At 63.1% G+C, this 15,249-nt stretch carries 8 protein-coding genes; 6 read left to right on the plus strand and 2 right to left on the minus strand.

Going from position 1 to position 15,249, the window contains the following annotated elements:
* Positions 1 to 83 precede the first annotated feature (83 nt).
* The 4 genes from ACIQ2A_RS08390 to ACIQ2A_RS08405 all read left to right on the plus strand — a co-directional run bounded on the left by ACIQ2A_RS08390 (position 84) and on the right by ACIQ2A_RS08405 (position 4,632).
* Positions 84 to 878 (plus strand): ABC transporter ATP-binding protein, encoded by a 795-nt coding sequence (locus ACIQ2A_RS08390; RefSeq protein ID WP_398477807.1) that lies wholly within the window; start codon positions 84 to 86, stop codon positions 876 to 878.
* Positions 879 to 883: 5 nt separating this feature from the next.
* Positions 884 to 1,693 (plus strand): ABC transporter permease, encoded by an 810-nt coding sequence (locus ACIQ2A_RS08395; protein WP_398477855.1) that lies wholly within the window; start codon positions 884 to 886, stop codon positions 1,691 to 1,693.
* A gap of 518 nt (positions 1,694 to 2,211) precedes the next feature.
* Complete coding sequence (locus tag ACIQ2A_RS08400) at positions 2,212 to 3,534, plus strand: polyhydroxyalkanoate depolymerase (protein WP_398477809.1); 1,323 nt, start codon at positions 2,212 to 2,214, stop codon at positions 3,532 to 3,534.
* Between the two features lie 261 nt (positions 3,535 to 3,795).
* Complete coding sequence (locus ACIQ2A_RS08405; RefSeq protein WP_398477811.1) at positions 3,796 to 4,632, plus strand: M48 family metallopeptidase; 837 nt, start codon at positions 3,796 to 3,798, stop codon at positions 4,630 to 4,632.
* A gap of 147 nt (positions 4,633 to 4,779) precedes the next feature.
* Here the strand turns inward: ACIQ2A_RS08405 and ACIQ2A_RS08410 are convergent, their stop codons facing one another.
* Positions 4,780 to 7,071, minus strand: a complete 2,292-nt coding sequence (locus ACIQ2A_RS08410) for a transglycosylase domain-containing protein (RefSeq protein ID WP_398477857.1) — start codon at positions 7,069 to 7,071, stop codon at positions 4,780 to 4,782.
* Between the two features lie 211 nt (positions 7,072 to 7,282).
* Between ACIQ2A_RS08410 and ACIQ2A_RS08415 the strand changes: the two genes are divergently transcribed.
* On the plus strand, positions 7,283 to 8,824 hold the full coding sequence (locus ACIQ2A_RS08415) for a sensor histidine kinase (protein WP_398477813.1): 1,542 nt from the start codon (positions 7,283 to 7,285) through the stop codon (positions 8,822 to 8,824).
* 193 nt (positions 8,825 to 9,017) lie between these two features.
* Here ACIQ2A_RS08415 and ACIQ2A_RS08420 read toward each other — a convergent pair whose 3' ends face one another.
* Positions 9,018 to 9,896, minus strand: a complete 879-nt coding sequence (locus tag ACIQ2A_RS08420; protein ID WP_398477816.1) for a hypothetical protein — start codon at positions 9,894 to 9,896, stop codon at positions 9,018 to 9,020.
* 537 nt (positions 9,897 to 10,433) lie between these two features.
* Here ACIQ2A_RS08420 and gltB point away from each other — a divergent pair.
* Complete coding sequence (gltB, locus tag ACIQ2A_RS08425; RefSeq protein WP_398477818.1) at positions 10,434 to 15,191, plus strand: glutamate synthase large subunit; 4,758 nt, start codon at positions 10,434 to 10,436, stop codon at positions 15,189 to 15,191.
* Positions 15,192 to 15,249: the final 58 nt, after the last annotated feature.

Here is a 15,249-nt window from a genome sequence, read left to right on the forward strand (position 1 = left end):
TCGCGGGGATGACAGGAGAGCGTGGGGCCGCCCCAACTGCTCAACTTGCGTTCAGCGTCCCGATGCCGCAGAGAACGGCCTCAATGACCGCCGATGACATCACGCACACAAACCCCGCGCCGCTGCGCCCGGACACTCCGGCTGCGATCGAGGTCGCGCATCTGGTCAAGATCTATAAGACCGAGCGCGCCGTGGACGATATCTCCTTCTCCATCGCGCGCGGTAGCATTACGGGCCTGCTTGGTGGCAATGGTGCCGGCAAGACCACGACCATTGCCATGATCATGGGTCTGGTGCTGCCGACCTCCGGCAAGGTGTCGGTGCTCGGCCATGCGATGCCGGAGCAGGCCGCAAGCGTGCTCGGGCGGATGAATTTCGAAAGCCCGTATGTCGATATGCCGATGCGCCTCACGGTGCGGCAGAATCTGACCGTGTTCGGCAAGCTCTATGCCGTGCGGAACCTGCGCGAGCGCATCGCGCAACTGGCGTCCGATCTCGACCTCACCGATTTCATCGATCGCGCCAGCGGCAAGCTCTCGGCGGGCCAGAAGACGCGCGTGGCGCTGGCCAAGGCGCTGATCAACGAGCCGGAACTGCTGCTGCTCGACGAGCCCACCGCCTCGCTCGATCCCGATACGGCGGACTGGATCCGCGGGCATCTGGAAACCTACTGCCGCAGTCACAATGCGACCATCCTGCTGGCCTCGCACAACATGCTGGAGGTCGAGCGGCTGTGTGATCGCGTCATCATCATGAAGAAGGGGCGCGTCGAGGACGATGACAGTCCGACGGGCATCCTGCAGCGCTATAACCGTACCACGCTGGAGGACGTGTTCCTCGATGTGGCGCGCGGCCGCAACAGGGAGGCGGCGCAATGAGCATCATGAAGCATACGAGCGGCCTCGCGATGCATCGCATCAATGCGATGGTGCTGCGCTACTGGTATCTGCTGCGCTCGTCCTGGCCGCGGATGCTGGAGCTGATCTATTGGCCGGCGCTGCAGATCATCACCTGGGGCTTCCTGCAGAGCTATATCTCGCAGAATGCCGGCTTCTTCGCGCAGGCGGGCGGCACACTGATTGGCGCCGTGATCCTGTGGGACATCCTGTTTCGCGGCCAGCTCGGCTTCTCCATCTCGTTCCTCGAGGAGATGTGGGCGCGGAACCTCGGCAATCTGATGATGAGCCCGCTGAAGCCGATCGAGTTCCTGATCGCGCTGATGATCATGAGCCTTGTTCGTCTGGCGATCGGCATCATCCCGATGGTGATCCTGGCGGCGGTGTTCTTTCACTTCAATCTCTTGAGCTTCGGTCTGCCGCTGATCCTGTTCTTCTGCAATCTGATCTTCACCAGCTGGTCGCTCGGCATCTTTGTATCGGGCCTCGTGCTGCGGAACGGGCTGGGTGCGGAGAGCATCGTCTGGACGCTGATGTTCGGCTTGATGCCGCTGGTCTGCGTCTATTATCCGGTGGCCGTGCTGCCGGCCTGGCTGCAGCCCGTCGCGTGGTGCCTGCCGCCGACCTATGTGTTCGAGGGCATGCGGGCGCTGCTGTTCGATCAGGTGTTTCGCGGCGACCTGATGCTGGCGGCGCTGGCCATGAATGCGGTGCTGTTCGTGGCGTCGTTTGCGTCGTTTCTCTGGCTGCTGAACAGCGCCAAGCGCGCGGGATCGTTGATTTCCGGCGGGGAGTGAGGCTACTCCGTCCCTCATCTTGAGGAGCCGCGCAGCGGCGTCTCGAAGGATGGCCGCGAACTTCGAGCCCGGCCAACTCATGGTTCGAGACGCGGCCTGCGGCCGCTCCTCACCATGAGGGGGAGCAACTACTCTGTCCTCATCCTGAGGTGCCGCAAGGCGGCGTCTCGAAGGATGGCCGCGAACTTCGAGCCGGCCAACTCATGGTTCGAGACGCGGCCTGCGGCCGCTCCTCACCATGAGGGGGAGCAACTACTCTGTCCTCATCCTGAGCAGCCGCAAGGCGGCGTCTCGAAGGATGGCCGCACGCTCCGAGTCCAGCCAGCTCATGGTTCGAGACGCGACCTGCGGTCACTCCTCACCATGAGGGACAGAGCCAAATTCGACCAATGGCCTGCCGGAAAAGGGTTGATTTTACCTTGTTCCTCACCTGCCCATGGCACAGGCGCATTGACGCTTTCTAAGTCAGTCTTCACTATAGTGCGCTGCAACACGCTCATCAACGGATGTGAGGACAGATGCCGATAGGTGAATTTGGCAGGCCGCCGGCGCTGCCGACGGAAACCAGCCCCGGTATGACCGCGCCGATGTACTGGATGTATGAGATGGCCTATGCCTCTCTTGGTCCGGCACGAGCGATGTCCGATGCCACCAAGATGATGCTGCAGAATCCGCTCAATCCGTTCGGACAGACGGATTTCGCCAAGCAGATCACTGCCGGCTGCGAATTGTTCGAGCGCACCACGCGCCGCTACGGCAAGCCCGAATGGGGCCTCAAGGACACCGAAGTGAACGGCGTTCGCACGCCCATCGAGATCCGCTCGGTGTGGGAAAAACCGTTTTGCCGTTTGCTCTATTTCGATCGCAAACACCCGCGCCCGCTGCGCCATCCGCAGCCGCGCGTGCTGATCGTGGCACCGATGTCCGGCCACTATGCCACGCTGCTGCGCGGCACCGTGGAAGCGTTCCTGCCGACCCATGAGGTCTACATCACCGACTGGTCCGATGCGCGCCAGGTGCCGCTCGCAGCCGGCCGCTTCGATCTCGACGACTACATCGACTATGTGATCGAGATGTTCCACGTGCTCGGCGGCAATGTGCATGTGCTGGCGGTGTGCCAGCCGGCGGTGCCGGTGCTTGCGGCCGTGTCGGTGATGGAAGCCGATAACGACCCCTATGTGCCGCTGTCGATGACGCTGATGGGGGGCCCCATCGATACGCGCAAGAATCCGACTGCGGTGAACGATCTCGCCGGCGAGAAGGGCATCGACTGGTTCCGCAACAATGTCATCACCAAGGTGCCGTTCCCGCATCCGGGCGTGATGCGCGATGTCTATCCGGGTTTCTTGCAGCTGAACGGCTTCATCAGCATGAATCTCGACCGCCACATGGACGCGCACAAGAAGCTGTTCGAGAACCTGGTGAAGGGCGACGGCGATCTCGTCGACAAGCACCGGGAATTCTACGACGAATATCTCGCGGTGATGGACCTGACGGCCGATTATTACCTGCAGACCGTCGATACCGTGTTCATCAAGCACGCGCTGCCGAAGGGCGAGATGCTCCATCGCGGCAAGCTGGTCGAGCCTGCGAAGATCGTGAACGTTGCGCTGATGACGGTGGAAGGCGAGAAGGACGACATCTCCGGCATCGGCCAGACGCAAGCAACACACACGCTGTGCACATCGATCCCCGATGATCGTCGTGTGCATTACATGCAGCCCGGTGTTGGACACTACGGTGTCTTCAATGGATCGCGATTCAAATCCGAGATCGTTCCGCGCATCTGCGACTTCCATGCAAGCGCTGCGCATGCACGTCGTAACGCCGCTGCAGAGTGATTCATTTTCGCAGCGTTGCGCATCAATGCGCAGCGCTGCAGAGACGCTTTGAATCGCGCGCAAAAGATGCGCGCGGTTGCAGGATGAAATCGGTTAAACCCTTGAAAATTAGCGGTAAACCGGATTTTTCACCTATCCCCAAAGGGTGATGCGCGATTCAATTCTAAACTCGGTTCTTGAGCTTACCTTTGAATCAAGATTCGGGTTTCCTGCTACATTCCGTAGGGGACAAATCGGCCCAAGACCCCTTATCTTGGGCAAATGATTTGTTTTTGCGCCGAGCCCTTTTCCTGGCGGCGGTTATGGCAGTCTCCGGTCGATCTCTTGACGACCGGAACTCCTGACATGGCCTTTCGCGCACTACTTTATCGCCGCCCCACGGAACCAGACACCATTGCGGTCAAGCATGGCTCGCAAATCTTCGCCATTCGGCTGCGCAGGCACCGCCGCGCGACGAGATATACACTCCGGATTCATCCAAGCGATCGCGAAGCCATTCTGACCATGCCACCGCGCGGCACCTTGGTCGATGCAAAGGACTTCGCGCAACGTCATGGCGCGTGGATCGCCGCGCGTCTTGGTCGTTTGCCGAAAGCAGCACCCTTCCAGCATGGCACTGTCGTGCCTCTGCGCGGCGTGGATCATAAGATCGTTCACCGTTCCGGTCGCGGAACCGTGTGGACGGAGGTGCGCGACAGCGGGGAGAAGATCATCTGCGTCGCCGGCGATGTCGAGCACATTGATCGACGTGTCCACGATTTCCTCAAGCGCGAAGCGAAGGCTGATTTGACCAAGGCGTCGGCGAAATATGCTGCGCAACTGGGTGTGAAGGTGAAGCGCATCCAGATTCGCGACCAGTCGAGCCGCTGGGGTTCGTGCACGACGGAAGGCTCGCTGTCGTTTTCATGGCGGCTGATCCTGGCGCCCGCCTTCGTGCTGGATTATCTCGCCGCCCATGAAGTCGGGCATCTGGTGGAGATGAACCATTCGGCGAAGTTCTGGCGCGTGGTGGGGAAGATCTGTCCGGCCACCGAGCGGGCCAAGACCTGGCTCGATACCCACGGCAATGATCTGCACCGGTTCGGGGTGAGCGAGTAGCGCTCTCGTCCCTCATGGTGAGGAGCGCGCCCTGCGCGCGTCTCGAACCATGAGATGGCCTGGCTCCGAGCGTGCAGCCATCCTTCGAGACGCGCGCGAAGAGCGCGCTCCTCAGGATGAGGGTGGAGTGCTGGGAAGCGCCGCCCTCTAGCGGCCGAACAACCGCTCCGACAGCCATCCATCGATCCCGCTTCCCGCCTCCGGCCGCACATTCTGCTGCTGCGGGCGGGCGCGTTGTTGCGCGGGATAGTTCGCCTGGGTCGGTGGCGCATCATTCGGCTGGGCGCGATAGCCGTTATAAACCGGTGCGCTCGGCACATAGCCGCGCTCGGGGGGCAGTGACGGCGGGAGCGGCGGCGGGGGCTGCTGCGGCGTGGTCGAACCCGGCAGCAGGCTCGACAGCGCCTGGCCGATCGGATTGTTGCTGAACGCGCTGGATGGCGCCAAGCCCGGCACTGGTTCGGGCGTCAGGCCCTGATGGGCGACCTTCATGAAGCGCGACCAGATATCGACCGGCAGACCGCCGCCGGTCGCCTTCTTGGTCGGCGAATTGTCGTCATTGCCGAGCCAGACGCCGGTGACGAGCTGGGAGGTGTAGCCGATGAACCAGGCATCGCGGAAATCCTGGCTGGTGCCGGTCTTGCCGGCCGCATACCAGCCCGGCAGCTCCGCCTTCTTGGCGCTGCCGGTGAGGATGGTCTGCTGCATCATCGTGTTCATGGCGGCAACGGCACGCGCGTCGATCACAGCGCTCGGGGCGTCGTTGCGGCGGGCATAGAGCGTCTTCTTGCCTTCGACGGTGCGGATCCGCGTCACCACATAGGGCGTCGTTCCATAACCGCCATTGGCGAAGGGCGTATAGGCGCCGACCAGCTCCATCATCGACACTTCCGACGTGCCGAGTGCGATGGAGGCATTGGCCTCAAGCTTGGAGGAGATGCCCATGCGATGCGCCGTGCGCACCACGCTGGCGGGGCTGACTTCCATGCCCAGCCTGACGGCGACCGTGTTCAGCGACATCGACAGCGCCTGGGTCAGCGTGACCGAGCCGAAATATTCGTGGGTGTAGTTTTCCGGCTTCCAGCCCTTGATATCGAGGGGCGCGTCCTGCCGGATCGTCTCCGGCGTCATCCCGGACTCGATGGCGGTGAGATAGACGAACGGCTTGAAGCTCGATCCCGGCTGGCGCTTGGCGGTGACCGCGCGGTTGAACTGGCTGTCGGTGTAATTGCGGCCGCCGACCATGGCGCGTACCGCGCCCTGCGGCGTCATCGCCACCAGCGCGCCCTGGGTCACGTTGAACTTGACGCTCTTGGCGGCGAGTTCGTCGATGATGGCGGCTTCGGCCGTGCTCTGCAGCTTGGGATCGATGGTGGTTTCTACAACGATGCTCTCATCGACCTGGCCGACGAGATCGTCCAGCACTTCGCCGATCCAGTCGGCGACATAGTTCACCGTTCCGGCGCCGACCGGCTTCACATTGTATTGCGGCGCGCCCACCGAGCCCCTGGCCTGGGCGGCGGTGATGAATTCCGCATCCTGCATCGCTGCCAGCACCACCTTGGCGCGGGCTTCGGCGCCTTCGGGATTGCGGTTGGGCGCGAGGCGCGAGGGCGACTTGACGAGACCGGCCAGCATCGCGGCTTCGGCGATGGTGACGTTCTTGGCGCTCTTGCCGAAATATTTTTGTGCGGCGGCTTCGACGCCGTAAGCGCCGGAGCCGAAATAGACGCGGTTCAGATAGAGTTCGAGGATCTGGTTCTTCGAGTGCTTGCGCTCCAGCCAGAATGCCAGCTCCACTTCCTGCAGCTTGCGCTGCATGGTGCGTTCCTGCGTGAGGAACAGGTTCTTGGCGAGCTGCTGGGTCAGCGTCGAGCCGCCCTGGGAGACGCCGCGATGCATCACATTGGTCACGGCCGCCCGCGCCACGCCGATGGGATCGACGCCCCAATGCGAATAGAAGCGGCGGTCTTCGATGGCAATGAAGGCCTTCGGCAGATAGGGCGGCAGGTCCTTGATCAAAACATTGTCGCCGGCCTGTTCGCCGCGGGTGGTCAGCACCGTGCCGTCCATGCCGACGATCTGGATGGTGGGCGGGCGCTTTGGAATTTCCAGCGACTGGATCGGCGGTAGGTGCGCGCCGACATAGACGATGGCGCCGCCGATGAGGATTGCGGCCCATAGACCAAGCACGGCGCTCCAGTAGAACATCCGCTTGATGCTGCGGCCAAAACCGCCGCGGCTCTTGCTGCGCGCCTTGCTGGAGGTGCGGGACTTGCGCGGCTTCTCGGCCGGCTCACGTTTCTGTGCCTTCTTCGGCCGCTCTTCATCGCCGCCGGGCACGCGATCGGCAGCAGACAGGCGCAGATCGGACAATGCGGCAGAGATGCCGAATGTCGGCTCCTTGCGTCCGCCGCCCTTTTTCTTGCCCCATGCCATACGCAAACACCACGCTCCGTTCCCGGCAGGGTACCGGTCGCGGTTTAAGGCGCCGTAAAGCGAAGATTAATGGTTAGGAAACGGAGTTCCATCTTGCGCGTTAGTGTCGCGCGATGTGAATGCCATGCATGAAGTCATTGAACTCGTGCGCGGAATTCGATGAAGTGAAATGGCGCGCAGACCATCCGCGCATGGGGAAGGCGATCCAAGGTTGAGTATCGATCCGGCGCTTACCGGCCAAATCCCCGCAGCGGTCATGGATCCGCAGCGCCGTGCGGTGCTGCACAGCTATGGCATGCTTGATACCGGGCCGGAGCCGGAATTCGACGACATCGTCATGCTCGCCCGCCAGGTCTGCGGTGCGCCCGTTGCGCTGATCTCGCTCGTCGATGCCGATCGGCAATGGTTCAAGGCGGTGTCGGGCTTCGATGTCTGCGAGACCTCCATTGAGCAGTCGGTCTGTGCGCATGCGCTGGCGGTGCCCGAGACGCTAAACATTCCCGATCTCACCCTCGATCCGCGGACAAAAGACAATCCGCATGTCACCGGCGAACCGCATCTGCGCTTCTATGCCGGTGCGCCGTTGATCGCGGCCGAGGGCGTCGCCATCGGCACCGTATGCGTGGTCGATACGGTGGCGCGGCCCGGGGGCTTGCGGTCGGATCAGCTCGCGGCGCTGGAAGCGCTGGCGCGGCAGGTCATGACGCAGTTCGAACTCCGTCGTGATCTCGTGCGCGCTTATGGGCAATCGCGCGGCCATGTCGCTGCGCCTTCGGTGGTTGCCGGTGATCGCCACGGCGATCTGGAGGCGCGCTACTATACGCTGTTCAATTCGCTCGATGCCGGCTTTTGCGTGATCGAACTCGCTTTCGATGCCGAGGGTACGCCGACCGACTACAAATTCGTCGAGGTCAACGCGGCTTTTGCCGACCAGACGGGATTGCAGGACGCCGCCGGCAAATGGATGCGCGATCTCGCGCCAGAGCACGAGCAGCACTGGTTCGATCTCTATGGCAAGGTTGCGCTGACCGGCCAGCCTGTGCGGTTCGAGCAGCATGCCGGGCAGCTTGGTGATCGCTGGTACGACGTCCATGCGTTCCGCATCGGGGCGCCGGAAGCGCATCAGGTGGCGATCCTGTTCAACGACGTGACCGTGCGTCGCGCCGCCGACCAGCAGATGCGATTGCTCAACGAGGAGCTCGGCCATCGCATGAACAATGCGATGGCGCTGGTGCAGGCGATCGCCTCGCAGACGCTGCGCAGCGTTCAGGAGCGCGACGCGGTGGAGGCGTTTGAGCGCCGCCTCGATGCACTCAGTCGTGCGCATCATGTACTGGAACAGCAGAGCTGGGCGTCGGCCGCATTGCGCACGGTGATCGCCGGCGTGCTCGCCGCCCATGCGGACAAGGCGCGTGTCAAACTCGACGGGCCGGAGATCGCGCTCGATCCGAAAGCGGCGCTGTCGCTGTCGATGCTGCTGCACGAACTCGCGACCAATGCAGTGAAATATGGTGCGCTCGGCGATAACAGTGGCCATGTCGCGGTGTCGTGGAGGACGGAGAATGGCACGCTGGTGCTGGACTGGCGCGAGAGCGGCGGGCCCGCAGTGACAGCGCCGACGCGAAAAGGGCTTGGCACGCGCTTGATCGATCTCGGGATCGCCGGGAGCGGCGGCGTGACCAAGAGCTATGATGCGGACGGTTTTCACGCGACGTTTCGGGCGCCGCTGGAAAAGGTGGAGTATGGTTCTTAATCCCTCCCCCAAGCGCAGCGTAGCTGCGCGCCGTGGGGAGGGTGGATCGAACGCGTAGCGTTCGAGACGGGTGGGGTGTTTCCGCAGGCTCCGACGACGTCACGTGGGAGAGTCCCCACCCCCGCCTATCGGCGGACCCTCCCCACTGCGCAGCTGCGCTGCTTGGGGGAGGGAAGCCATTCGCTTCGCCGTTTTACTCCAATCCCTGCACCACAGCGGGCTTATCCCCCGTCGGTGCAGGCGTCTCCGGTCTCGCTTCCGTTGCGGGCGGAGCCACCGTCGGCGGTGTTTCAGCCTTCTCAGCCGGAGCAGGCGTCACAGCCGCTGCTTCCGGTGCCTTCACTTCCGCCGGCTTCGTCTCTGTCACCGCCGACTGCTGCACCGGCGCCGGTGCTGGCACGGCAGCCGGTTCAGCAGGCTTCTCCGCGATCGGCTTGTCGATCACCGGGGGCTTCTCCACCGCAACAGGCTTCGCGGGTGTCGCAACGGCCTTGGGCGGTGGCGCTTTTGGCAGCGGCACGGTTGCGGTTTGGCTTGCCACTTTCTGCTTGGGCGCGGGCGTAGTCGCCGACGGCGGATTCCCTGCCGTGGTCGCTGCCGCCTTCGGATCGAATGGCGGCCGACGATATTGCGGGAGTTCCGGCATGGCGGCTTCCGGGCCGTAGCGCGCCACGACTTCCTGATTCATCCGATCGCCCATCTGATAGGCCGGCATGAAACGCAGGATTCTGCCACTGCGGGCGTCGATCACCATGCGACCGTCCTCGCCGCGGCGGTCGACGGCGGCGATCGTGTAGAACAACCCGCGTTGCTGCGGAGCGCCGAGGGGCGAGAAGCCGGCCTCGCGCAGGATCGCATAAATTTCTTGCGGCGGAAGAACCGCAGGCGCGTAGCTGTCGCCATAACGCGGTCCGGGCACGTAAACCCGCGGCGGTGGCATGGACGCATAAGGGCCGGGTTCCTCGAAATCCGATACCCGCACGTCGCCCCGCATCGGCGGCAGGACTTGCGCCTGCGCGGCCGTCGCCAGCATCAGGCCAGCCGCGGTCAGACAACCTACAGTGAATTTCATTGCACGCTCCATCGACGCCCCCGCGCCCGGAGATGAGCCCAGTCCTGAGCCCGAATTGACTTATGTCCACGCCTCGCGAAGTTCCCCGTCTCAGGCGTTAACGAACGGCGCCAACCTTGCTTTGGATTTCGGCAGGGAAAGGGCCGGATCGCGGCACCTTTAGGTTTGCCGTTGCGGTTTGGTTACACACCGAAACAAGCGATTTGCCATGCGCTGTTGCATTGCGGCGGCGGACTCCCTTGCGCTTGTGTGCTAGATAAAAGTTTGGCAAGGTGATGGTTAGGACAGCATCACTGTCGCAATTTTTTGTGGCAGAACCCGCATTGGGTCTGCGACATAAGCGAGCGCTCCCGATAAAGAGGCGCTTGTTAAGGCAGGATATGGGGTGGTCACCGGATACGGCGGGCTGCCACCAGTCTTAATTCTGAAAACCAGGCTCGCTGAAGGCGCGAGCGGTAGCCCGTACGGGTTCCGCGAGCGTCAAAGGTGCGCCGACAAGGGTGGCAGAGCCCCGATGTGGGGGCTGAGAGGACGAAGATGAGCGGATCAGAGCACGAGCGCCAATTGATCGAAACCGGCATGCATGCGGCGGCCCCGGCTATCAAATCGGCTCACGTGAAAGATTCGGCCATCAAACCTGAACTGCACACGTATCGTCCGCCGGCGTTGGGCATGTATGACCCCTCGCAGGAAAAGGACGCCTGCGGCGTCGGTTTCATCGCCAATATCAAGGGCGTGAAGTCGCATCAGATCGTCTCTGACGCGATCAACATCCTGTGCAATCTCGAGCATCGCGGCGCCACCGGCGCAGATCCGCGCTTCGGCGACGGCGCGGGCATTCTCGTGCAGATTCCGCACAAGTTCTTCAGTCGCAAGGCGACCGAGCTCGGCTTCGAACTGCCGGAACCCGGCCAGTATGCCGTCGGCGCGCTGTTCATGCCGCGCGACGTGCCGTGGCGGAAGGTGCTGCAGGGCATCATCGCCGACCAGATCAAGGCCGAAGGCCTGAAGCTGCTCGGCTGGCGCGAAGTGCCGACCGACAACGCCTCGCTCGGCGAAAGCGTGAAGCCGACCGAGCCGACCAACATGCAGGTCTTCATCGGCATCGGCAAAGCCAAGGTCGTCGATGCGACGGATTTCGAGCGCCGCCTCTATGTCCTGCGTAAGTCGATCTCGCAGGCGATCTATTCGCGCCGTGAGCGCGGCCTGTCGGGCTATTACGCCTGTTCGATCTCGTGCCGGACCATCATCTACAAGGGCATGTTCCTCGCCGACCAGCTCGGCAGCTATTATGCCGACCTGCACGAAGCGGACTTCGAGTCCGCGCTCGCCCTCGTGCATCAGCGCTTCTCGACCAACACCTTCCCGACCTGGTCGCTGGCGCATCCGTTCCGCATGGTCGCCCATAACGGCGAAATCAACACGCTGCGCGGCAACACCAACTGGATGGCGGCGCGCCAGGCGTCGGTGGAATCCGATCTGTTCGGCAAGGACATCAGCCGCCTCTGGCCGATTTCCTATGAAGGCCAGTCAGACACCGCCTGTTTCGACAACGCGCTCGAATTCCTCGTGCAGGGCGGTTATTCGCTCGCGCATGCGGTGATGATGATGATTCCGGAAGCGTGGGCCGGCAATCCCCTGATGGATGAGCAGCGCCGCGCCTTCTACGAATATCATGCAGCCCTGATGGAGCCGTGGGACGGCCCGGCGGCGCTGGCCTTCACTGACGGCCGCCAGATCGGCGCGACGCTGGACCGCAACGGCCTGCGTCCGGCACGCTATCTCGTCACCAAGGACGATCGCATCGTCATGGCGTCGGAAATGGGCGTGCTGGATATTCCGGAAGAAGACATCATCACCAAGTGGCGTCTGCAGCCCGGCAAGATGCTGCTGGTCGATCTCGAGGAAGGTCGCCTGATCCCGGACGAAGAGATCAAGGCCCAGCTCGCTGCCAGCCATCCCTATGCGCAGTGGCTGCAGAACACTCAGATGCGCCTGGAAACGCTGCCCGATGCGCCGTCCACCGGCCAGCGTTCCAACCTGCCGCTGCTCGCGCGCCAGCAGGCGTTTGGCTATACCCAGGAAGACATCACCATCCTGATGACGCCGATGGCGTCGCAGGGCGAGGAGGCGGCGGGCTCCATGGGCACCGACACGCCGATCTCGGCGCTGTCGAACAAGCCGAAGCCGCTCTACACCTATTTCAAGCAGAACTTCGCGCAGGTGACCAACCCGCCGATCGACCCGATCCGCGAGGAGCTCGTCATGAGCCTCGTCTCGATCATCGGGCCGCGGCCGAACCTGCTCGACCATGAAGGCGTCGCCACCACCAAGCGCCTCGAAGTCCGTCAGCCGATCCTGACCGACCAGGATCTCGAAAAGATCCGCTCGATTTCGGATGTGGCCGACTCGCACTTCGTGTCGCGCACCCTCGACACCACCTTCCATGCCGGCCTTGGTGCTGCAGGCATGGAGCAGGTGCTGGATGAACTCTGCGCGCGTGCCGAAGGCGCGGTGCGCGAGGGCGTCAACATCATCATCCTGTCGGACCGCATGGCCGGTTCCGATCGCATTCCGATCCCGGCGCTGCTGGCCTGCGCCGCCGTGCATCACCATCTGATCCGCACCGGCCTTCGTACCTCCGTCGGTCTTGTTGTCGAATCCGGCGAGCCGCGCGAAGTGCATCACTTCGCCTGTCTCGCGGGCTATGGCGCCGAAGCGATCAACCCGTATCTGGCTTTCGAATCCATCATCGCGATGAAGGACAAGCTGCCGACGGCGCTCGACGACTACGAGATCGTCAAGCGCTACATCAAGTCGATCGGCAAGGGCCTGCTGAAGGTGATGTCCAAGATGGGCATCTCCACCTACCAGTCCTATTGCGGCGCGCAGATCTTCGACGCTGTCGGCTTGCGGACCGAATTCATCAACAAGTACTTCGCCGGCACCCACGGCAAGATCGAGGGCGTCGGTCTGCCGGAGATCGCCGAGGAAACCGTACGTCGCCACACCGAGGCATTCGGCGAGATCCAGATCTTCAAGAACGCCCTCGATATCGGCGGTGAATACGCCTATCGCAGCCGTGGCGAAGATCACGCCTGGAGCGCCGAGACGGTGTCGCTGCTGCAGCATGCGGCGCGCGGCAATTCGCAGGAGCGCTACCGCGCTTTCGCCAAGATGCTCAACGACCAGGCCGAGCGCCTGCTGACGCTTCGCGGGTTGTTCAAGATCAAGACCGCCGAGGACGAGAAGCGCAAGCCGGTGCCGATCGAGGAAGTCGAGTCGGCGGCCGACATCGTCAAGCGTTTCGCCACCGGCGCCATGTCCTATGGCTCGATCTCGCGCGAGGCGCACACCACGCTCGCCATCGCCATGAACCGGATCGGCGGCAAGTCGAACACCGGTGAGGGCGGCGAAGAGTCGGATCGCTTCAAGCCGATGCCGAATGGCGACTCGATGCGCTCTGCCATCAAGCAGATCGCGTCCGGCCGCTTCGGCGTGACGACGGAATATCTCGTCAATTCGGACATGATGCAGATCAAGATGGCGCAGGGTGCCAAGCCCGGCGAAGGCGGTCAGCTGCCCGGCCACAAGGTCGATGCGACGATCGCTGCCGTGCGCCACTCGACCCCGGGTGTCGGCCTGATCTCGCCGCCGCCGCATCACGACATCTATTCGATCGAAGACATCGCGCAGCTGATCTACGACCTGAAGAACGTCAATCCGACGGGGCAGGTCTCGGTCAAGCTGGTGTCGGAAATCGGCGTCGGCACGGTGGCCGCGGGCGTCGCCAAGGCGCGTGCCGACCATGTGACCATCGCCGGCTTCGAAGGCGGCACCGGCGCGTCGCCGCTGACCTCGATCAAGCATGCGGGTAGCCCGTGGGAAATCGGCCTCGCCGAAACCCACCAGACGCTGGTGCGTGAACGCCTGCGCTCGCGCATTGTCGTCCAGGTGGACGGTGGCTTCCGCACCGGCCGTGACGTCGTCATCGGTGCTCTCCTGGGCGCTGACGAATTCGGCTTCGCGACTGCGCCGCTGATCGCCGCCGGCTGCATCATGATGCGCAAGTGCCATCTCAACACCTGCCCGGTTGGCGTCGCCACCCAGGATCCGGTGCTGCGCAAGCGCTTCACCGGCCAGCCCGAGCATGTGATCAACTACTTCTTCTTCGTTGCCGAGGAAGTCCGCGAGATCATGGCCCAGCTCGGCTATCGCAATTTCAGCGAGATGGTCGGCCAGGTTCAGATGCTCGACCAGGGGGCGCTCGTCTCGCACTGGAAGGCCAAGGGTCTCGACTTCTCCAAGCTTTTCGTGCGCCAGCCCGAACTGCCCGGCCAGAAGATCTATCACTCGGAAGAGCAGAACCATCACCTGGAGAAGGTGCTGGACCGCGAACTCATCGCCAACGCGCAGCCGGCACTCGACCGCGGCGCGCCGGTGAAGTTCGATGCCAAGATCAACTCCACCAACCGTTCCGCCGGTGCGATGCTGTCGGGCGCGGTAGCCAAGATCTACGGCCATGCCGGTCTGCCTGAAGATACCATCAAGGTGTCGTTGAAGGGCACCGCCGGTCAGGCCTTCGGCGCTTGGCTGTGCAACGGCATCACCTTCGATCTCGAAGGCGAAGCCAATGACTATGTCGGCAAGGGCCTGTCGGGCGGCAAGATCATCGTCCGCCCGCCCGCCCATTCCAGCATCGTGCCGGAAGAGTCGATCATCGTCGGCAACACCGTGATGTATGGCGCGATCGAGGGCGAGTGCTACTTCCGCGGCGTCGCCGGCGAACGTTTCGCCGTGCGTAACTCGGGTGCGGTCGCGGTCGTCGAAGGCGCCGGCGATCACTGCTGCGAATACATGACCGGCGGCATCGTCGTGGTGCTCGGCAAGACCGGGCGCAACTTCGCAGCCGGCATGTCCGGCGGCATCGCCTATGTCCTCGACGAGGCCGGCGATTTCGAGAAGCTGTGCAACATGGCGATGGTCGAACTGGAGCCGGTCCTCTCCGAGGAGCTGGTCGCGCAGAACACCTATCACCACACCGGCGATCTCGAGGCCCATGGCAAGGTGGACGTGTTCGCCAACCTGCTGGAATCGGACATCGAGCGTCTGCACATCCTGATCTCGCGCCACGCAAAGTATGCCGGCTCGAAGAAGGCGCAGATGATCCTCGCCGACTGGAAGACCTGGCTGCCGAAATTCCGCAAGGTCATGCCGGTCGAATATCGGCGCGCGCTGAAAGAGCTGAAAGCGAAAGCCGCCGAAGCCGAACCGCAGATCGCGATCGGCGCGTAAGGTACGGACGAGCAACACACTCGCCGTCATTGCGAGCGAAGCGAAGCAATCCAGTAGG

This window comes from Tardiphaga sp. (assembly GCF_044336785.1).
Taxonomy (GTDB): domain Bacteria; phylum Pseudomonadota; class Alphaproteobacteria; order Rhizobiales; family Xanthobacteraceae; genus Tardiphaga.